The organism is Neptuniibacter marinus (assembly GCF_965223595.1).
GTDB classification, from domain to species: Bacteria; Pseudomonadota; Gammaproteobacteria; order Pseudomonadales; family Balneatricaceae; genus Neptuniibacter; species Neptuniibacter marinus.
Window position 1 is genome coordinate 3,179,222 of sequence record NZ_OZ245004.1, and the last position, 21,385, is coordinate 3,200,606.

Below are 21,385 nucleotides of genomic sequence, written 5' to 3' on the forward strand. Positions count from 1 at the left end.
CGATGCGAGTTAGCATTTGAGTATATTATGCAATACCCGACTAAAAAGGTCAATTAAATAACCAACCTCTTTGGTAGGGCTTTACCTACTTTGTGCGCAAATTCTAACACGAATAGAGAACAACCCCACGCCACAAATTAAAGATTACTTTTTTACGTGCTTCTGAGTCGCCGTTAAAATACCACGCAACACATTTACCTCGACCTTATCCATCAAAGAGCGAAGGTAGAGCCTACGAAGCCTAGGCATTAATTGACGCGGACGCTCCGGATCTAAAAACTCTATATCAATCAACGTCTGCTCCATATGCTCAAACAACCTCTCTAAATCAGCACTTTCTGCCAAATCCATATCCCACTCTGTACCCCATTGAGGCTTATGCGCTTCATTTTGTGAAGCATACAAAGAAGCCATACGTAACTCATAAGTAATAACCTGAACCGCAGCCGCAAGATTCAAGGAACTAAACGCCTCATTAGACGGGATATGCACATGATGGTGACATAAGTGCAACTCTTCATTAGTTAAGCCTCGGTCTTCTCTACCAAAAACAATCGCGACTTTTTTATCTGTCATTATAGGATAGATGATTGACGCCAATTCACGAGGATCAACAACAGGCCAAGGAATATGACGCCCTCGCGCACTCGTACCCACCACTAACTGACAGTCACCAATAGCAGCCTCTAACGTTTCATGAACAACCGCATTTTCTAAAAGATCTGTAGCACCTGACGCACGCGCGTCAGCATTAGGATGAGGAAATTTTTTAGGGGCAACAAGATGCAGCTCTTCAAACTTCATATTTTTCATTGCACGTGCCACCCCACCAATATTTCCAGGATGGGTCGTGTTAACCAGCACAATACGAACATTAACTGACATCAAATTAACCTTAAAGTGGGAAATACTCTATTTTAACAGACCTAACGACATCAATTCAGCTATTAAGCACATCTAATCGGCGACTTAATTCAAGCTTTTATTCACGACACCCTTATCCTCAGGTATAATACTCGCTTCAATTTTGTACAGTCTTTAGGTCCCCATCAGATGCAACCTATGGTTAACATTGCACTGCGCGCTGCTCGCGTCGCAGGAGAACAGATTACCCGCGCCGTCGAACGCTTAGATCTTGTAAAATCAGAACAAGCGGATGCAGCAAAATTAATCAGCGAAACATGTAAAAAAGCTGAATTAAGCATTACCCAGGCGATTCATAAAGCTTACCCAAACCACAAAGTGATTGGGGAGTATACAGGGGAGCATGCACCTATTGGCGAAGGCCCAGAATTCACTTGGACTATAAACCCAATTGATAGCCTATCCAATTTTTCCAATGGCTTACCTACTTTTGCGCTTTGTATTGCAGGACAACAAAATAACCGCATCGAACATGCACTAATTTTGAACCCAATCACGAATGAAGAGTTCACCGCAAGCCGAGGCCATGGAGCCCAACTAAACGGCAAGAGACTGCGTGTAAGCAACCATAAAGGTATAGAAAACGCCTTAATTAGCACAGGCTTCTTTAATCGCAAAAGTGACAAAGACCATTTAGACACTTACTTAAATATCTTTCGCGACATCACCACCACGGGCGGCACGATTTATAACGGCGGCTCCCCAGCACTTAATTTAGCCTATATCGCCGCTGGGCGAATCGATGGTTATTATCAAATCGGCCTAAATTACAGTGAGATTGAAGCAGGCCTATTACTTATCCAAGAAGCTGGCGGACTTGTAGGCGATTTCAAAGGGAGCAATAATTTCCGCCAGAACGGCAATCTAATTGCTGGCAACCCGAAAATGTTTAAAGCCCTGATAAAAGCACTTCAACCATCACTGACTGATGATTTGAAATAAGTTTTATCAGATATAAAAAAACCGGCTAATGCCGGTTTTTTTTATATCTGAACGAACCCTTAAACTTCGTAAGGGTTACGCAAAATAATCGTTTCAACACGATCCGGTCCAGTAGAGATGATATCTACAGGCGCCTCGATTAGCACTTCAATACGCTTAATATAAGCAACAGCAGCTGCTGGCAACTCATCGATTGATTGAGCACCAACCGTACTTTCACTCCAACCCGACATAGTTTCGTAAACAGGTTCCACCACTTCGTAGTCTTCACTACCGCTTAGGGAAGTAACCAAATTACCTTCAGAGTCCTTATAACCTACACAGATATTAATTTCATCCATGCCGTCCAAAACATCTAACTTAGTTAAGCAAAGACCGGAAACAGAGTTAATTTGAATCGCATGTTTCAACGCAACCGCATCAAACCAACCACAACGACGGGAACGCCCGGTTGTAGAACCAAACTCATGCCCACGCTCTGCTAAGCCCTCACCCACATCACAATGAAGCTCCGTAGGGAAAGGCCCCCCCCCAACTCGAGTTGTATAAGCCTTCGTGATACCCAATATGTAATCTAAGTACAACGGACCAAAACCACTACCCGTAGAAGTACCGCCAGCAGTAGTATTAGAAGAGGTAACATATGGATAAGTACCATGATCAATATCTAATAATGATCCTTGAGCCCCTTCAAACATAATATTCTTGTCTGCCTTTCTCAAGTCATGAAGCATCGCTGTCACATCAGCAACCATAGGTGCAATCTGCTCACCCATAGCCAACGCTTCATCAAGAACAGTCTGATAGTCAACCGGCTCAACTTTATAATAATGCTCAAGCTGGAAGTTATGATACGCCAAAACCTCCTTCAACTTAGCCGCAAAGCGCTCTTTATCCATAAGGTCAGCCAAACGCAAACCACGACGAGCAACTTTGTCTTCATACGCAGGACCTATACCACGACCTGTTGTACCAATTTTTGCCTCACCACGCGCAAGTTCTCGCGCCTGATCCAATGCAACATGATAAGGGAGAATAAGAGGACAAGCAGGGCTTAAGCGCAAACGCTCACGTACAGGAACCCCTGCATCTTCAAGACCTTTAATCTCTTTCAACAGCGCTTCCGGCGAAAGCACTACACCATTACCAATCATACACACGACATTGTCGCGTAATATCCCCGACGGAATCAGGTGCAAAACAGTTTTTTCACCGTCTATAACCAACGTATGCCCAGCATTATGTCCGCCTTGAAAGCGAGCGACTGCTGATGCTTGGTCTGTTAGCAAATCAACGATTTTGCCTTTACCTTCATCACCCCATTGGGTACCCAGAACGACTACGTTTTTGCCCATTGCTGCCTACTTGAGATTACTTAAAAAATTTAATACAAGTTACAGATCACTAACGATCCATTCACCATTACACCGCACTAACTGAGCGGTACACTTTGCTGCCGATTCAACACCAGACAACGCATAAATCACACAAACACCCTCTGAACGGAGCTGTTTCACTTTATTTAAAAGCGAAGCATCTTCCTCAACTGGCGCCAAAACTACCTCAAGACTCGAAGCAACCTCTTTAGAGAGCTCAACCAGTCTATGCAAATCAGCACTAAAACCCGTTGCAGGGCGCGCACGACCAAAATCTCGGCCAATTTCATCATAACGACCGCCTTTAGCAATCGCTTGCCCAAACGCTGGGGTATACGCAGCAAAAACAACACCCGTGTGATAGTTATAACCACGTAATTCACTCAGATCAAAATATTGATCCAATTCAGGGAAACGTAACGCAATACGATCAGCTAATTGCTGCAAATACTCAATTGCATCGAGTACGCGCTTCGGCGCTTCAGCAAATAATGTACGAGCACGAGAAAGCACTTCTACACCACCGTTTAAACGTGGTAACGCTAATAAACACTGAGCAATGATAGGCTGCGCATCTAAGGAGGCTACAAACACTTCTAATTCTGGCAAAGCCTTACGGCTTAATATATCTAGATACTGATCTTGCTGCTGGTCAGTCAGCTCAGCTATCTCCATTAACCCAGTAAACACACCTACATGACCTAAATCTATACTCAGCTCATGCTCAAGACCTACTACCTGCATAGTCTCAACCATAAGAGAGATAACCTCTACATCACTCTCAATACCTGAGTGACCATAAAGTTCAGCACCAATTTGCAGAGGATTACGTGAAGCTAAGGGCTGTGCTGGCATAGCATGAACAACAGGACCAGCATAACAAAGACGTGTTGCTCCCGATTCACGCAAACGGTGAGCATCTATACGTGCAACTTGAGGCGTAATATCTGCACGTACACCGATCAAATGGCCACTCATCTGATCCGTAGCTTTAACCGTATTGAGCTCTAAATCACGACCAACACCAGTAAGCAGAGATTCTAGATGCTCAAACAAGGGAGGCATAACGAGCTCATAACCCCAATGTTCGTACAGATCCAATAGACGCCTACGTAAAATTTCAACGCGACGGGCTTGCGAAGGAAGAAGTTCTTGCACACCTTCCGGTAGCAGCCAACGATCTGCCAATGCCATGTGGTACTCCGTATATCTCAAAAAAAACATCACACCGGGCAAATACCCGATACTTCAATAAATCTTTAATGAACTAGGTAGAGAAGAAAAACCCCTAGTAGCATACTGCCAAGGCCGATAAAACGCAGAGATCGGTCACTGACAAGCGCAAGCTGCTGAACAAGATTGCGCCAACGCTGCGGATAGAGGAATGGAATAATACCTTCGAGTATAAGCATCAAGCAGAAACCAATCACCAAACCATCAACTAATTCAGATGACACTACTTAATATCCCCAATCTTATCACACAAAAAAACCGGGCTTTAACCCGGCTGCCGTATTCTATCACGGAATCAGGGGAATGCCTTCCCCTGAACCGTTTTTTTGTGCATTTTTACATCAACATTTCTTAACGTACACTAGGCTGCCCCATGTACTTAAAGAAATCGCTATCAGGCTTTAAGACAAGCACATCGCCACTTTGAGAAAATGACTCGCGATACGCCTGCAAGCTACGATAGAAAGAGTAGAACTCTGGGTTAGCTGAATAGGCTTTAGAGTAGTTATTTGCCGCAACCGCATCACCCTCACCGCGAAGCTCTTCAGATTCACGATAAGCTTCAGCCTCAATAACCGTTCTTTGACGGTCAGCATCCGCACGGATACCTTCCGCTAACTCTTTACCACGAGAACGAAGCTCACGAGCTTCAAGCTCACGCTCTGAACGCATACGTCCATAAACTGATTCAGATACCTCTTGCGGTAGATCAATACGTTTAACACGTACATCAACCACTTCAACACCAAATTCCTGGATCGCTATTGAACTCAACTTATTAGTCAGTTCACGCATCAACTCTTCACGCTCACCTGACACAACCTCAGTAACAGTACGTTCACCAAACTGATTACGTAAACCTGTATCAACACGGTCAGACAGCAATTGGGCCGCTTTCAGTGCATCACCTGATGTAGCCGTATAGAACTTTTGCACATCTGATACACGCCATTTAACAAAAGAATCAACGATCAAACGCTTTTTCTCTAGCGTCAAATACGCTTGCGGACGCGTGTCCAACGTTAAAATACGCGAATCAAATTTACGCACTTTATTCATAACCGGAATTTTAAAGTGCAATCCCGGAGCAACATCAGCCTCAGAAACTTCACCAAACTTCAGCAATACTGCACGTTCAGTTTCTTTAACAATATAAAGAGAGCTTTGAGCCAACAAAACAACAACAGCCAGTAAAGCTAGGCCTACCATAGATTTAGATTGCATTATCGACCCTCCCTACGTGTACTCTGTCTTATACGAAGCTCATCCACCACCTGATCAGTCACTTCTCTCAAGCTTTGACTATCTAGACGAACTGGCGAATTAGCATCTGCCGATACCGGACGATTCTGCATAATCTTATCAAGCGGTAAATACATCATGTTATTACCACCCTCAACATCTACAAGAACCTTAGGATTAGCAGCAAGCACCTCCTGCATTGTATCTAAATACAAACGTTCACGAGTAACATCAGGAGCCTTTTCATACTCAGTCAACAATGCCGTAAAACGCTTAGCATCACCTTCAGAGCGGGCAACAACCTGCTCTTTATATGCACTTGCTTCTTCTAACACACGCTGCGCCTGACCACGAGCCTCTGGAATAATACCATTCGCATAAGATTCAGCTTCGTTTTTAACACGCTGCTCATCTTCTCGCGCCTTGATCACATCATCGAATGCATCTTGAACCTGGTTAGGTGCTTTAGCCTCTTTAATATTGACCTTAGATATACGCAGACCTGTACCATAATCAGCCATATAACCCTGCAAGCGTTCCTGCACTTGAATAGACAGCTGCTCACGACCTTGGGTTAAGATTGAATGCATATTGGTAGAACCAACCACATGACGAAGTGCAGATTCTGCAGCATTAGAAAGACTCGCTTCAGGATCTCTAACGGTTAGCACAAAACCTTTGGCGTCAGTAATAACGTACTGAACCGTCATTTCAACATCCACAATATTTTCATCTTTAGTCAACATAAGCGCACGATGATCACGCGTACGTACACGCGTTACGTTTACTTTTTCAACCAGATCAATTAACGGCGGATTCCACTGCAAACCAGGGCCAACAGTATCGTTATACTTACCTAAACGTAGCACGACACCTCGTTCTTGCTGATCGACGGTATACACCCCCATACCAGCCCAGATCACGATAGCAATAAGCGCAATAATCCAGAACAAGCCAGCACCACCCGAGGGGGTGCTTGAACCACCGCCATTTCCAGTACTACGTTTACCAGAACCACCAAAAATACCACTCAGCTTATCTTGTAATTTCCGTAACGCCTCATCTAAGTCTGGCGGCCCCTGATCTCCACCACCTTTATTGCCCCCACGGTTGTTATTACCACTACCCCAAGGATCTTTATTATCATTATTACCAGGCTCATTCCAAGCCATATGCCACTCCGTATAAACAACTAGTTAGCTAAATTAAAACACACAAATTCAATAAGTATTATTCGATTGATATTACTCAGCCCTTCGCAATACCCGAAGTATTCACAAAACAGCTCCAGCAATCAAATTAAATCAATAAGGATTGACCTCCATTGGGAAACAACGTTCCCGAGACATACCCAACCGACTCAAAATTTGTAACATATCTTTCTTTTGTATACGTACTTCAAGAACAATAGACCCTTTATCATCCATTTGCTCCGAAAGCACCGCACCGCTTTCATATAACTTTGCTCTAAACTGCCCTTCGTCTGGCTGCAAAGAGACACGATCATGATAAACATCATCCGCAAGCAACTCATTCACAGCCTGAAATAACAGGTCATGACCTACGCCTGCAACAGCAGAAAGCCACACTCGAATGGGCTTACCTTCTTCATTACGATCAATTCTTGCTTCACGCCCCTCAAGCAGATCTATTTTATTATAAATCTCAAGTACAGGAACCTCATCAGCACCGATTTCACTTAAAACGTGTTCAACTTCAGTTATATGCTCGTGCCTGTCATCATCATGACAATCAATAACATGTAACAGCAACGTTGCTTCAATCGTTTCTTGCAATGTTGCTCTAAATGCTTCAACTAACTTATGCGGAAGGTGACGAATAAAACCAACAGTATCAGCTAATATCGCAGATCCAACATCTTCAATTTCTATACGGCGCAATGTAGGATCAAGCGTCGCAAAAAGCTGATCAGCCGCATAAACCTCAGAGGCTGTAAGAGAATTAAACAGTGTGGACTTACCAGCATTGGTATAGCCAACCAGCGAGAGTGTTGGGACTTCGGCACGTTTTCTTGAGCGCCGCCCTTGATCTCGCTGTTTACGAACTTTTTCTAAGCGCTTATGAATAGACTTCATACGTGCTCGAAGCAGACGCCGGTCAGTCTCAAGCTGGGTTTCACCTGGACCTCGCAGACCTATACCACCTTTTTGTCTTTCTAAGTGGGTCCAGCCTCGAACCAAACGAGTCGACATATGATCCAACTGCGCTAACTCAACCTGCAGTTTCCCCTCATGAGTACGCGCACGCTGAGCAAATATATCCAATATCAGCCCTGTACGATCCAGCACTCTACATTGAATTTCATGTTCAATGTTTCGTTCCTGAGCAGGGCTCAAAGCATGATTAAAGATCACAACCTCGGAGTTGTGATGATCAACCAATACTTTTAGCTCTTCAAGCTTGCCCTGACCAATAAAGAACTTAGGGTTCGGATGCCCAAGAGACCCGGTAAGAAACTCAACCGGGTCTGCACCCGCTGACAATGCCAGCTCTTCGAGTTCCTTTGGACTTTCTTGGTCAGCAGCAGCTGCCAAATTCATGTGTACTAATATGGCGCATTCGCCACTCTTCGGTCGCTCAAAGAACAATTATTATCAGTCCTCAGCTTTCATTTCGTCAGCAGCTGGTAGTTTTACAGGGCGTGCAGGTACAACTGTAGAAATTGCATGCTTGTAAACCATTTGACTAACTGTGTTTTTTAACAGAATGACAAACTGATCAAACGATTCAATCTGTCCCTGCAATTTAATACCATTTACCAGAAAAATAGAGACCGGAATGCGTTCCTTACGTAACGCATTTAAATAAGGGTCTTGTAACGATTGCCCTTTTGACATTTTGCAAACTCCTTCCCAAGAAATATTTTATATTTTGTCGTTATAGTATTACTGACGGCGCGCAATTCGCCTCACTGTAGCCGAATTACAACTAATATACGGCAGTTTTTCAGTCCAGCATGACATTATATAATGCCACCATCCACTAATTTCAAGGCATTAGATAATAGTTTTGAATCATGAGTGTCCATCCAAGTAAGATTTTCCCAACTTCTCAGCCAAGTAACCTGCCTTTTTGCTAGCTGACGCGTAGCCACCACACTTTTGAATTTCATAGTCTCAAAATCCCAAGTCCCGGCAAAATATTCCCACACCTGTCTATAGCCAACACACCGAACGGCGGGCATTTGCAACGTTAAATCGCCACGATCCCACAACCCTCTAACCTCATCAATAAAGCCTTGATCCAGCATAAGATCAAATCGTTTTTCTATACGTTCATGTAGTTCAGAGCGATCTTTAGGCATTACCGCCATAGGAATAATAGAAAAATCAGGCTGTTGGGCTTTTTGCTCTGCCCAGAGCTCACTCATGGGCCGACCCGTAATCTCATACACCTCAAGGGCACGCTGCAAACGCTGCGAATCATTTTTATTTAAGCGAGCTGCAGATTCAGGATCAACTTCAGCTAAACGGCTATGGATACTTTCCCAACCACTAAATTCAGCTTCTTTAAGGATGCGCTCCCGCACCGCGACATCAGCCTTCGGCAAAGAGGCTAACCCATTCTTTAAGGCATGAAAGTACAGCATAGTCCCCCCAGTCAAAAGAGGAATTTTTCCCGCTGATCGAATTTCTTCAATTTGCGTTAAAGCATCACAACGAAATTCAGCCGCTGAGTACGCATCAAGGGGGTCACATATATCAATTAATTGATGCGGGTAACGCGCCAACATGGCAGCATCGGGCTTTGCCGTACCTATATCCATTCCTTGATAGATCATAGCGGAATCAACACTGACTATTTCACAAGGCATATTATCGTAAAGCTGCATGGCAAGATCAGTTTTACCTGAAGCCGTAGGCCCCATTAAAAAAACAACCGGTAAATTACTCAAATTATCCTCAACTACTGCCCACGCATAAATAATTTATCAAGATCGTTCATCGTCATTTGACTCCACGTAGGCCGACCATGATTGCACTGTCCACTACGCTCTGTATTTTCCATATCACGCAGCAGCGCATTCATCTCAGGTATGGTTAGCTGCCGATTTGCTCTCACAGCCCCATGGCAAGCCATAGTTCCTAGCAACTCGTTAATATGTTGCTCTATTCGCTTACTTTCACCATAGACCAGCATGTCTGATAACACATCACGAATAAGCTGCTCCACATTACCTTTAGCTAAAGAAACTGGCACTTGGCGTACAACAATTGTTTCTTCACCCATACGTGCTAATTCAAAACCTAAACGCTTAAACGTGTCTGCATACTCTTCAGAGCAATCAGCTTCACGCTCACTTACAGCAAGACTCAAAGGCACCAACAAGGGCTGAGAGCGCACGACATCTTCCTCGTAAGACTGCTTCATACGCTCATAAACAATACGCTCATGGGCCGCATGCATATCTACAACAATTAAACCTTGCGCATTCTCTGCAAGGATATAAACCCCATGCAATTGAGCAACCGCATACCCCATGGGAGGACATTCCTCCTGAGCTTCATCAATTTCACCAGTCTGCTGAGCACTATCAGGGTGTAGCGCAGCATAGCCAGCTAACTGATCATTAACCAGCCCCTGCGATGGTGGCTGCGAATAACTAGATCTATATCCAGAAGAAACGGCGCCTTCTCCATAGCGAGTTGGCGACCGTTGAGTAAATGCCATTCTCCCTTGCTCATGCGACGGCTCTTGCACAGCGACAACCGGTTGTAATCCCTGCTCAAAACCTACATTTTCAGCCGTTCGTTCACCGCCCAATTGATCTTGTGGCCGCATATCTGCAATTAATCTATGCAAGGTTCTGAATAAAAAATCGTGCACTAAGCGACTTTCACGGAACCGAACTTCATGCTTGGTTGGATGGACATTAACATCCACTAAGGAAGGATCAAGTTCCAAATAGAGAACATACGCAGGGAAACGACCATGATAAAGCACATCAGCATAAGCCTGCCTCACAGCATGAGTAACCACTTTATCTTTAATCATTCGACCATTAACAAAGAAATACTGCAGATCCGCCTGACTACGTGAGAAGGTAGGTAAGCCAACCCAACCCCACAACCTTAGCCCTGATGCCTCAGCAACAACATCAACATTTAAAGCGTTATCAATGAAGGCCGAACCACAAATATTAGCGACTCGCCGCTCTTGCTCTAGCTGACTATCAGCCTGTCGAAGTTGATGAATCACCTTTCCGTTATGTCGTAACTGAAAAGCCACATCAAAACGACTTAACGCAAGGCGTTTAACCACTTCATCTAGATGGCGAAATTCTGTTTTCTCTGTTTTAAGAAATTTACGACGGGCAGGTGTATTAAAAAAAAGATCCTTAACTTCAACCGTTGTCCCTTCTGGATGGGCAGCAGGCTCCGTTGTAGCCTCCATATCACGCCCTTCTGTCTGTACCTGCCAAGCATTCTCTTGTGAGGCCTGCCGGGAGGTCAATGATAAGCGAGAAACCGAACTGATACTGGCTAAAGCCTCGCCGCGAAAGCCCAAACTTCCCACCGACTCCAAATCCTCCAGCACCTGTATTTTCGATGTTGCATGCCGACTAAGCGCTAATGGCAAATCCTCTTTATCTATACCGGAGCCATTATCCCGGACACGCATTAACTTAACACCGCCTTGCTCAATCTCAACATCAACCTTACTGGCACCAGCATCAAGACTGTTTTCTAAGATTTCTTTTATAACTGAAGCAGGACGCTCAACAACCTCCCCCGCTGCTATCTGGTTAGCTAAACGTGGTGATAGCAAATGAATACGTGACATTAAAAATCCTTTAACTTGCGGGAATTCTTAGAACTTGACCAATTTTGATCGTATCATTTTTAAGGCTATTAACCTTACGAAGCGATGCCAACGAGACACCATTTTTTGAAGCAATAACGGAGAGGGTATCACCTCGTACAACTTTGTAGCTACGAGCATCCTTTACTTTACGCTGTGCAATAAGCGTTAGAGCCGGCGGCTTCCGTTCAAAATGCTGAACAATACCTTTGTAGACCGCATCAGCCATCTTTTTTTGATAGCTACGCGTCTTTAACTTAGCCGCTTCTCCAGGATTAGAGATAAAGCCAGTTTCAACCAATATAGAAGGAATATCAGGCGATTTCAGGACTACAAAACCAGCCTGTTCAACATAGGACTTATGCATACGAGCAAAACGCTTAATATTAGTATGAATCCCTTTAGCTATTGAGCGACTATCTTCTCTGCTTGCGGTCATCGACATATCAAGTAATACACTGGCTAAAACATTATCTTTATCATCTAAGCTAACGCTACCCACACCACCAATCAGATCTGCACTATTCTCTTTACTTGCCAACCATCGCCCCATTTCACTACTCGCCCCTCTCGAGGAGAGCACCCAAACAGAAGCACCTCGGGCTCTAGGATCTTTGAACGCATCCGCATGAATTGAGACAAAAAGATCTGCATTATGTTTTCGTGCCGCCGACGTTCGTCCACGCAAGCTAATGTAATAATCCCCGGTACGCGTCAACTGACCTTTGTAACCCGGCGTTTGATCTAAACGTCGCTTCAACTCTTTTGCTATCGCAAGTACAACATCTTTCTCTCTAACTCGCCCACTCCCAATAGCACCTGGATCATCGCCCCCATGCCCAGCATCAATAGCGATCACAATATCTCGACCAGCTACCGCCTGCGGTTTAGCCGTTTTTGTCGCTTTAACTAAGGACGCTTTTTCATAAAGATCCAAGACCAAACGGTGACCATATTTTTGATTAGGTTTAAGTTCAAAACTCTTCGGGCGCACAGCATGTTTGAGGTCCAACACCAACCTGAGTGTTTTACCATTTTTACCAGAACGAATACGCTCAACCGGACTTTTTTCAAGACCTAAGCGCTCCAAATTTGCCGTTAGCTTCGTATCCTCAATATCCAAAACGATACGTTCAGGGTTATTTAAGGTAAAAACCTTATGTACAGCAGGCCCCGAAAGATCAAAAACCAAACGAGCATGATCCGGTGCAAGCCATATACGTACCTTTTCGACTTCTGCCCCTTGAACAAAAAAACTGCCCAACGATAGGGCCGCACAAAATAACCAACTGACTACCTGTCTATACTTCGTTATCTGCATAAAGCCCCAAAAAACCCCTTCACAAAAAGCAAAACACCCTAACCCAACTTATGACTCAGCATCGAATCGTTTAATCAATAAGCTTATCGGCCATTATCTGACCTAATTCAGTCTGCGGCGTCCAGCTTAACTGCCGACCATACCCCAATAGCTCTATCTGTAACACTAAATCGGCTTTCGGCAACATACCACGACCTCGATCTGGCCATTCAACCAAGCACAATGCATTTTCATCAAAATAATCACGAATACCCAAGTATTCTAGCTCTTCAGGATCCGACAAGCGGTAAAGATCGAAATGATAGATATGTTTACCGTTAATTTCATAAGGCTCCACCAGCGTATAGGTAGGACTCTTAACGGAGCCTTGATGACCGGCCCCTCTTATAACACCACGGCTTAAGGTGGTCTTACCCATACCCAAATCACCTAATAAAAAAACAACGCCCCCATTTTCTGCAGCTTGGGCTATTTTGTAACCAAAGGCGACCATGGAATCTTCATCAGGCAATTCAATCCGATACTCTTTACTCATATTGACCATTTATCACTTTAGGAATCGTTAAAAAAAGATCGGACGCCAACATCCCAATCTCCCCTTGAGACTGAGCAATATAATCTGCTGCTGTCGCATGTACATAAACAGCGATACGGGCCGCATTTTCAGGGCTCATCTTTTGCGCCATAAATGCTCCACAAATACCCGATAATACATCACCCATTCCGCCGACAGACATCCCTGGATTACCCGCAGAACACAAATAGCTCGCATCACCCGCCGACACCAGCGAACCTGAACCTTTTAACACTACAGCGCCACCACAAACAATCTGCAACCTTTCAACCGCATCAAAACGGTCCCGCTCTATATCATTCACGGTTTCACCCAGTAAGCGCGCAGCTTCGCCCGGATGGGGTGTACATAGCCATTTATTACGCTGTTTCAGCTCAAATTGACTAAATAAATTCTTACCTACCATCAAATTCAACGCGTCCGCATCTAGCACCATAGGCTTACCAGCCCCTAAAGCGGTGAAGAGCATCTGTTCAGCCCAAGCGTTCTGACCAAGCCCTGGCCCGGCAATAATAACATCCACTTTATCAAGTAAAGGTTGCAGTTGAGCGCTTGAATCAACCCCTTTAACCATAATCTCTGGACAGCGACTTAACGAAGCCCGCACATGTTCAGAGCGTGTAGCCAGTGTGACTAAACCAGCCCCACTTCGCATGGCTGCTTCTGAAGCTAATAGAGCAGCCCCGCCCATACCGTGGTCGCCACCAACAACTAATAAGTGACCAAATCGCCCCTTATGTGATGACTTTGATCGAGGCGGCAAACACTCACCGAGATCCTCTTCTGTTGTTCTAAAAAGATTAACAGGAACCGCTTCATAAACCTCATCAGGCACCTTGAGGTCATCAAACAACAGTGTTCCACAGTAATCAACAGCCTGACCCGTCAACAGGCCCCGTTTCATGCCAATAAAGCTTATGGTGATATCAGCATGGACCGCCACACCCAAAACCCCTCCAGTGTCAGCACAAAGCCCTGAGGGAATATCAACTGAGACAACAGCTTTAGTGGAAGCGTTAAACTGCTCAATCGCAGTGTAAAACAAACCACGAACCTTACCAGAAAGCCCTGTGCCTAACATAGCATCAACTAATAGACCGCCACGAAAACTCATACCTGGCCTATAAAGCTCATAGCTAGGATAGATCGATTGCAGTTGCTGCCACGCCGCTAACGCCTCACCTTTAAGTGTAAAAGGAAAGCGTTCATCCCCTACACAAATCAGTTGAACATCAAGCCCTTTCTGTTTAGCCAGCAACGCAACAACAAAACCATCACCCCCATTATTACCTGCACCACAGACTATTGTAATTGCAGTTACATTTGGGAAACGATCTAGCATTTCAGCAAAAACAGCGTGACCCGCCCGCTGCATAAGGCGGATACCTGGAATACCAAATTCATTGATTGCCGTACTATCCAGCACACGAGTTTGTTCCGCTGTGTATAATGTCGCCGGAAGAACCGCTCTGTTTACAGACATCGCTCGAACCAATTATTTATGTAACGTTATGTTTTTAGAACATTATGAGGAATCTTCCCCGTAAAGGGCAAGCCTGAATATATGCCAGATAAACCATCAGATACACTAGCAACACTCGCACAGAAGATAAAAAGCTGGGCAAAAGAGCTAGGTTTCCAACAATGCGGTATCACCGATTGCGATCTGAGTGCGGAGAGAGCCCATTATGAACAGTGGATCGAAGCGGGATATCACGGTGAAATGGCGTACCTCAACAATCATTTAGACAAACGTTTCTCAGCTGAGAGTTTACTCCCTGGCACGCAACGCATTATTTGTGTACGGATGGATTACCTTCCACCAGATACTGCAGCTGTAGACCGGCTTGATGATGGTAAACATGCGTATGTATCTCGTTATACCTTAGGTCGAGACTATCACAAACTCATTCGTAAACGTCTAACTCAGCTGGGTAAAAAAATAGATGATGAAGTAGGGAAAACAGTCTTTCGAGCCTTTGTTGACAGCGCCCCTCTACTGGAACGCCCTTTAGCGGAGAAAGCAGGTCTCGGCTGGCGTGGAAAACATACACTTATCCTTAACCGCGAAGCGGGTTCCATGTTTTTCTTGGGCGAACTTCTGATCGACCTTCCCCTTCCTATAGATCAACCTAGTACGGAAGAGCATTGCGGGAAATGCACGGCCTGTTTAGATGTATGCCCAACACAGGCCTTTCCCCAACCGCATCTGCTTGACGCACGAAAATGTATCTCTTATTTAACAATTGAACTAAGCGGATCTATTCCAGAAGAGCTCCGCCCCAAAATGGGTAATCGCATCTTTGGTTGTGATGATTGTCAATTGATCTGTCCTTGGAATCGATTTGCCGATTTCACTCACGAACAAGACTTCCATCCTCGACAAAAGTTAGACAAAAGCGAATTAATTGAGCTCTTCAACTGGGATGAAGCCACATTCCTGAAAAAAACTGAAGGCTCCGCTATCCGTCGAACAGGCCATATTGGCTGGCTAAGAAACATTGCTGTTGCTTTAGGTAATAGTGATGGCGGGGAGAATGTTATTAACGCACTGAAAGCAAAGCTATCCCATAGTTCAGAGATCGTACAAGAACATAGCTTATGGGCACTCAACAGGTTAGCGACTAAAAGGACTGAAGGGGCATTGCCAATCCACACCCACTCCCGTCGAAATAAGATCAAATTCTAAGAAAATAGATTTACAGCTTAATAAAGTGCTCTCGGTAATACTTCAGCTCATCAATAGAATCACGAATATCGTCTAAAGCTAAGTGAGAGCCTTTTTTAACAACACCAGCAGCAACTTCAGGTTTCCAGCGTTTAGCTAACTCTTTCAGCGAGCTGACATCCAAATTACGGTAATGGAAGAAAGCCTCTAATTCAGGCATATATTTATCAAGGAAACGGCGGTCCTGACCTATACTATTACCGCACATGGGGGACTCACCCGCGGCCACATACTGCTTCAAGAATGCAATAGTTTCCTGTTCAGCCTGAGCCTCAGTGACAGAACTATCTTTTACTCTCTGAGTTAATCCAGACTTACCATGCTGATTAGTACACCACTCATCCATTCCGTCCAATAGCTCATCACTTTGATGGATAGCTAACATAGGCCCCTCAGCCAATATATTCAGATCAGAGTCTGTAACAACCGTTGCAATTTCAATAATTACATCAGTTTTCGGCTCTAAACCGGTCATTTCTAGATCAATCCAGATCAAATTGCCCTTATTTTCCATTAAAAATCTCCAAAGTTGACGCAGGCACTGCACTTTCCCTTAGAATACCTTACCTTGGGCAGGTAAACAGGCCTTATTATTCTATTAAAATCATAAAATCGGGGATATTTAGTGATTCAGTCGCTACTCTTTAAGAACATACAGCAACTAAAGGCGTGTCACTAACAGCCTATGACAAAACGTAAACTTACTCGCCGTCAAAGCTGGCGCATTCAAAAGATTCAAGACGAACGTACTGCTCGTGCGTACAAAAAAGACGCCACAATTGAGCAACAGCTCGATAGTAGCGAATTAGGTCCAGAACAACATGGGCTTATTATTTCCCACTTTGGCCGTACTGTAGATGTAGAAGCGTCTGAAGGTGAGCATAAGGGAGACATAATCCGCTGCCATATGCGTACAAATTTAGGTCAGCTTGTTACTGGCGATCGCGTCATCTGGCGTCAAGGCAAAGATACCGGAGTCGTCGTTGCCAAACTAGAGAGAAAGAGCGAACTACTTCGCCCTAACCCATACGGAGAGATGAAGCCTGTAGCCGCAAACATTGATTTTATCGTTATTACTGTAGCCGTAGAACCAACGCCCCATGCAAATTTAATTGACCGCTATCTCGTTGCCGCAGAATTAAGTGGTATAGAGCCAGTTATCTTGCTGAATAAAACCGATCTACTTAATGCTAAAAACCGCGAAAAAATTGAAGCTATGCTGCAACGCTACCGAGATATAGGCTACGAAGTATTACTCGCGTCCACCTCTCAAGAACAAGGGCTTGCAGAGCTTAAGGCTAAACTTGATCAGAGAATCAGTGTATTCGTTGGCCAGTCAGGTGTAGGTAAATCCTCACTAATTAACGCACTCCTACCCGGTATAGATCTAAAAGTCGGCGATCTATCAGAACAGACTAAGAAAGGTCGACACACGACAACCACCGCTCGCTTATTTCACTTTCCCGATGGTGGTGACCTAATAGATTCCCCAGGCATCAGGGAATTTGGCTTATGGCACATTGAGTTGGATGACGTTATAAGTGGCTTTAGAGAGTTAAAACCACTTGCAGGTCTATGTAAATTTCGTGATTGTAATCACGAAAAAGAACCTGGGTGTGCGCTGAAAAGCGCGGTCGAAGATGGCACAATTAGCGAGCAACGCTGGAAAAGCTACAAATATATTCTTTGCTCTATTAAGGAGCAAAACAGTTAAATGCAGTTAGAATTATAAATAATCAGCAAACAAAGGCGTAGTAGAAATGTCGAATTTTCCATACGGTGCAGAGTCTTGGGTTAGCTACCTAAAAGACCGCCCTTTGCCTGTAAGAAACAGTGTACTTCGCCGACTACAACGCAAGTTACGTGATGCTTCAGTCCCCTTACAAGATCTGAAAAAGATAATAAAATTGGATCCTGTCCTCTCTTTGCACATGGTACGTAAAGCCGCTGAACTTCATAACAAGGTCGACTCAAAAGTCACAAGTCTTGACCATGCTATTAGCTCATTGGGGCTAGATAATATTGCAGCGGTTTCCGAAACAATAACCCCGCTAAGACTAAACCCTTCAAGCGTTGCGCAAAAAATGTACTTCCGCTATATATCAGTTAGCCACCATGCAGCCTCTCAAGCTCAAGCTTGGTTAGCGCGAAAAAGTACACTATTTGCAGAAGAAACCTATCTGGCTTCTCTCTTTTATGGCGTAGGGCATTGGTTTCTCTGGCAACATGCAGCCTTACATATGAGCCAAATTCAGATAAAGATACGAGAGGAACAGATCGACGTAGTCTTGGCTGAAACCGATATTCTCGGCTGCACTGTGCAAGAGATATCCCGCGGTCTCATTGAGAGCTGGGGGATTTCAGAATTAGCTGTCACCAGCTTAGAGCATGAAACGTCCCCCAATAAGAAAACCTTGGCACAACTCCATCAAAGAGCATTAGGCGATCCACGTTTAAGTGCAGAGAGCCTTCGCGAAATCAACCATCTAGTACAAGAGAAGTTTTTCCCTGTAAAACTATCCAACTGGATAGCATTAACGACCAGTTTCGGCTGGAACAGCACCAAATCAATGAAAATAATCGACATTATTAATGATTATTTAAAAGCTGAAATTGCAGAAACGACCAATAGTTTACATATGACCTGCGCCCATTCATCACGCACATTTCATGTAGCAGGTACTATGGCTCTCGCTGCAGAGATGCTATTACTTCCATCAAACGAAACGATCAACTACCGCATATCTTCTAAAGAAGAAAAGCTACTTTGTAGTTTAATGCCAGCCATCAGCCCCACTATTATCGAGCCTTCCTCTCCCAAAAAACGCAACACTTCAGCGCCTAACACAAAAACAAAACCCGAATTTTTAGACAAATTTCTTTATGACCAAATATCTGAGCGTTTTTCAAAAGGGTACGATGCCTATACTCAACCTAAGCACATTCTACGCGTACTGACTCAGGGATTAAACAAAGGTCTAGGGTTTAATCGTGTGGCGCTATTACTCATAAACCATAAAGCTCGCTCTCTCAAAACAGCACTCAGCGTTGGCTTTACCGATGAGCACCCTATCCATAGCTTTAAATATGATCTTGAAGTCCCGAGTCTTTTTAAAAAGCTAAGAGATAAGCCTGCCTGCATCTGGATAAAGCCAACCAACAAAGAGCAGCTGCTGCCTATGCTACCGGAAACTTATCACAACTGGGGAAGTCCCAACGGCTTCTTGCTCATGTCCATATTCTCTAACAAAGCACCACTCGCTATTATCCATGCAGATTATGATATGGCAGGCACCGAAATATCTGAATTTCATTATGAGCTATTCAAACACTTATGCTCTGCGGCAACCGCCAACTTACAAAAAATAAAAACCTAGTTTCAATAATTACAGCAGGTTGGTTTGTTATAAATATCCATATAACCCGCTTTCCAGCGCTAAACCAACCCAGTATTATCCTTTTTTCTAATCAGTTTTTGGAGCGACCACAATGACACTGCCCCTATTGATTGAGGCTTCTGAACTACATCAACACCTCAATAATCCAGATCTATTAATTGTTGATCTCTCTAGCGGAGAGAATTATTTAAAAGGGCACATTCCAAACGCTATTAATCTATCACCCTCCTCTTTACTTTCTGGACAGCCTCCTGTTCCGAACAAGCTGCCATCTAACGACCAACTCCAACAACTATGTAAGGCAATAGGCTTAACAGAGAAAAGCCTTGTAGTCGCATATGACGATCAGAAAGGAGCGCTGGCAGGCAGATTTATATGGAGTTTAAATATTATTGGGCACAACAACTGCTCAATGCTTAATGGGCAGATAACCAGCTGGACAACAGAAGCATTTCCGCTTGAAACAGCAGTTAATCAAGCAAAAGCTTCCACTTACAAAATTAGTATCAACCCAAAACTAATCGCTGACGTCGAGTTTATAACCCAACATCTACAAGACCCGAATCTAGCTATATGGGATGCCCGAAGTTACCCAGAATATACTGGTGAAAAGGTGATCAATGCCGCAAAAGGAGGGCATATTCCAGGAGCATACCACTTTGAATGGACAGATTGCCTTATTAGCGAAGATAATCTTCGGCTTAAACCAGCTAATACATTATTATCTGCACTTAAAGAACAGGGCATAACCCCAGAGAAAACAATCATTACACACTGCCAAACACATCGCCGCTCTGGCTTAACCTATTTCGTGGCACGCTACTTAGGTTTCAAGGATGTTCGCTGCTACGATGGCTCATGGTTTGAATGGGGTAATCTACCTGACACACCTGTGGAGAAATAATGAAAAAGCTAAAAGAAACGCTGTTTATTCTTTTTCAGCATATTGTACCTCAGCACCTTTTATCTAGACTGGTCGGAAAAATCGCTGACAGTACAACCCCTTGGATAAAAAACAGCTTTATAAAGTGGTTTTGTAATAACTACCAGATCAATATGACGGAAGCTAAGGAAGAGATTGCCACAAACTACCCTAGTTTTAACGCTTTCTTTACCCGAGCGTTAAAAGATGATGTTCGACCTATTGACCAAACACCGGGGGTTATTACAAGTCCTGCCGATGGCGCATTTAGCCAATTAGGTAAAATCGAACATGGACGAATCTTTCAAGCTAAAGGACACGCTTACGGCTTAACCACCCTTTTAGGTGGTGACCACGAGATAGCCGCTCCTTTTATCGATGGCGAGTTTGCCACTATTTACCTCTCTCCACGTGACTACCACCGTGTACACATGCCTATTGCTGGCACACTAACCCACACAACCTATGTCCCTGGTGATCTATTCTCAGTAAACCAAACAACGGCGGCAGGGGTAGAACAGCTATTTGCTCGCAACGAAAGGCTGATTGCTCATTTTGAGACCGAACATGGCCCTATGGCAATGGTATTAGTAGGTGCAATGATTGTAGCTGGAATAGAGACGGTATGGTCGGGCCAAGAAGCACCCCGCCTAAAAGCGCCTGAACACAGATCATTCAAGAATGAAACAATCCCACCTATCAAGCTTGAGAAAGGCGCAGAAATGGGCCGTTTTAAACTGGGTTCAACGGTTATATTATTATTCGGTAAAGACAAAATCAGCTGGCAAACAGGTCTAGAGGCAAACAGCCCCATAAAGCTGGGCGAAGCTATAGGTTCACAAAACAACGAATCAAAGAATCTGAATTAAATAACCTTAAAATATGTCTGCTGTTCTCAACTA

At 44.2% G+C, this 21,385-nt stretch carries 20 protein-coding genes; 6 read left to right on the forward strand and 14 right to left on the reverse strand.

The genetic code is table 11. The features are described 5' to 3' along the window. Positions 1-144: 144 nt before the first annotated feature. The gene (locus ACOQOE_RS14985; RefSeq protein ID WP_420554366.1) at positions 145-885 is read right to left on the reverse strand and encodes an RNA methyltransferase; all 741 of its coding nucleotides are present in this window, start codon (positions 883-885) and stop codon (positions 145-147) included. A gap of 168 nt (positions 886-1,053) precedes the next feature. Between ACOQOE_RS14985 and ACOQOE_RS14990 the strand changes: the two genes are divergently transcribed. Next, positions 1,054-1,866, forward strand: coding sequence for an inositol monophosphatase family protein (locus ACOQOE_RS14990; RefSeq protein ID WP_420554367.1), 813 nt, complete (start codon positions 1,054-1,056; stop codon positions 1,864-1,866). A 59-nt stretch (positions 1,867-1,925) separates the two neighbouring features. Here ACOQOE_RS14990 and ACOQOE_RS14995 read toward each other — a convergent pair whose 3' ends face one another. The 12 genes from ACOQOE_RS14995 to ACOQOE_RS15050 all read right to left on the reverse strand — a co-directional run bounded on the left by ACOQOE_RS14995 (position 1,926) and on the right by ACOQOE_RS15050 (position 14,918). Continuing rightward, complete coding sequence (locus ACOQOE_RS14995; protein WP_067865953.1) at positions 1,926-3,221, reverse strand: adenylosuccinate synthase; 1,296 nt, start codon at positions 3,219-3,221, stop codon at positions 1,926-1,928. A 39-nt stretch (positions 3,222-3,260) separates the two neighbouring features. Beyond that, positions 3,261-4,436, reverse strand: a complete 1,176-nt coding sequence (locus ACOQOE_RS15000) for an ATP phosphoribosyltransferase regulatory subunit (RefSeq protein WP_067865951.1) — start codon at positions 4,434-4,436, stop codon at positions 3,261-3,263. Between the two features lie 65 nt (positions 4,437-4,501). Next, entirely contained in the window at positions 4,502-4,699 is a 198-nt protein-coding gene (locus tag ACOQOE_RS15005; protein WP_067865948.1) for a DUF2065 domain-containing protein, read from the reverse strand. Between the two features lie 127 nt (positions 4,700-4,826). After that, the gene (hflC, locus tag ACOQOE_RS15010; protein WP_067865947.1) at positions 4,827-5,699 is read right to left on the reverse strand and encodes a protease modulator HflC; all 873 of its coding nucleotides are present in this window, start codon (positions 5,697-5,699) and stop codon (positions 4,827-4,829) included. After that, positions 5,699-6,889, reverse strand: a complete 1,191-nt coding sequence (gene hflK / locus ACOQOE_RS15015) for an FtsH protease activity modulator HflK (RefSeq protein WP_067865944.1) — start codon at positions 6,887-6,889, stop codon at positions 5,699-5,701. The genes hflC and hflK overlap by 1 nt, the downstream gene beginning before the upstream one ends. 132 nt (positions 6,890-7,021) lie before the next feature. Then, a complete protein-coding gene (gene hflX / locus ACOQOE_RS15020) occupies positions 7,022-8,326 on the reverse strand; it encodes a ribosome rescue GTPase HflX (protein ID WP_075107935.1) in 1,305 nt (434 codons plus the stop codon). A 6-nt stretch (positions 8,327-8,332) separates the two neighbouring features. Beyond that, on the reverse strand, positions 8,333-8,575 hold the full coding sequence (gene hfq, locus ACOQOE_RS15025) for an RNA chaperone Hfq (RefSeq protein WP_067865939.1): 243 nt from the start codon (positions 8,573-8,575) through the stop codon (positions 8,333-8,335). A 125-nt stretch (positions 8,576-8,700) separates the two neighbouring features. Further along, positions 8,701-9,606, reverse strand: coding sequence for a tRNA (adenosine(37)-N6)-dimethylallyltransferase MiaA (gene miaA / locus ACOQOE_RS15030; RefSeq protein ID WP_067865935.1), 906 nt, complete (start codon positions 9,604-9,606; stop codon positions 8,701-8,703). 38 nt (positions 9,607-9,644) lie between these two features. Continuing rightward, positions 9,645-11,522, reverse strand: coding sequence for a DNA mismatch repair endonuclease MutL (gene mutL, locus ACOQOE_RS15035; protein WP_067865933.1), 1,878 nt, complete (start codon positions 11,520-11,522; stop codon positions 9,645-9,647). Between the two features lie 10 nt (positions 11,523-11,532). Further along, the gene (locus ACOQOE_RS15040; RefSeq protein ID WP_067865930.1) at positions 11,533-12,861 is read right to left on the reverse strand and encodes an N-acetylmuramoyl-L-alanine amidase; all 1,329 of its coding nucleotides are present in this window, start codon (positions 12,859-12,861) and stop codon (positions 11,533-11,535) included. Between the two features lie 70 nt (positions 12,862-12,931). Then, the gene (tsaE, locus tag ACOQOE_RS15045; RefSeq protein ID WP_067865928.1) at positions 12,932-13,396 is read right to left on the reverse strand and encodes a tRNA (adenosine(37)-N6)-threonylcarbamoyltransferase complex ATPase subunit type 1 TsaE; all 465 of its coding nucleotides are present in this window, start codon (positions 13,394-13,396) and stop codon (positions 12,932-12,934) included. Continuing rightward, positions 13,389-14,918: an NAD(P)H-hydrate dehydratase gene (locus ACOQOE_RS15050; protein ID WP_420554368.1), complete on the reverse strand. Its 1,530-nt coding sequence runs from the start codon at positions 14,916-14,918 to the stop codon at positions 13,389-13,391. Before ACOQOE_RS15050 ends, tsaE begins: the two co-directional genes overlap by 8 nt. 81 nt (positions 14,919-14,999) lie before the next feature. On the opposite strand from ACOQOE_RS15050, the gene queG reads away from it, so the two are divergent. Then, the gene (gene queG / locus ACOQOE_RS15055) at positions 15,000-16,124 is read left to right on the forward strand and encodes a tRNA epoxyqueuosine(34) reductase QueG (protein WP_420554369.1); all 1,125 of its coding nucleotides are present in this window, start codon (positions 15,000-15,002) and stop codon (positions 16,122-16,124) included. A 10-nt stretch (positions 16,125-16,134) separates the two neighbouring features. Here queG and orn read toward each other — a convergent pair whose 3' ends face one another. Continuing rightward, entirely contained in the window at positions 16,135-16,677 is a 543-nt protein-coding gene (gene orn, locus ACOQOE_RS15060; protein WP_067865919.1) for an oligoribonuclease, read from the reverse strand. A 171-nt stretch (positions 16,678-16,848) separates the two neighbouring features. Here orn and rsgA point away from each other — a divergent pair, with 171 nt between their 5' ends. From rsgA to asd, 4 genes are all read left to right on the forward strand, one after another. Next, positions 16,849-17,877 carry a small ribosomal subunit biogenesis GTPase RsgA gene (gene rsgA, locus ACOQOE_RS15065; RefSeq protein ID WP_420554370.1) on the forward strand — a complete coding sequence of 343 codons (1,029 nt, stop codon included), beginning with the start codon at positions 16,849-16,851 and terminating at the stop codon, positions 17,875-17,877. A gap of 46 nt (positions 17,878-17,923) precedes the next feature. After that, positions 17,924-19,540, forward strand: coding sequence for an HDOD domain-containing protein (locus ACOQOE_RS15070; RefSeq protein ID WP_067865912.1), 1,617 nt, complete (start codon positions 17,924-17,926; stop codon positions 19,538-19,540). A gap of 112 nt (positions 19,541-19,652) precedes the next feature. Beyond that, positions 19,653-20,465, forward strand: coding sequence for a sulfurtransferase (locus ACOQOE_RS15075; protein ID WP_420554371.1), 813 nt, complete (start codon positions 19,653-19,655; stop codon positions 20,463-20,465). Then, positions 20,465-21,352: an archaetidylserine decarboxylase gene (gene asd / locus ACOQOE_RS15080; RefSeq protein WP_067865904.1), complete on the forward strand. Its 888-nt coding sequence runs from the start codon at positions 20,465-20,467 to the stop codon at positions 21,350-21,352. The genes ACOQOE_RS15075 and asd overlap by 1 nt, the downstream gene beginning before the upstream one ends. Positions 21,353-21,385 lie beyond the last annotated feature (33 nt).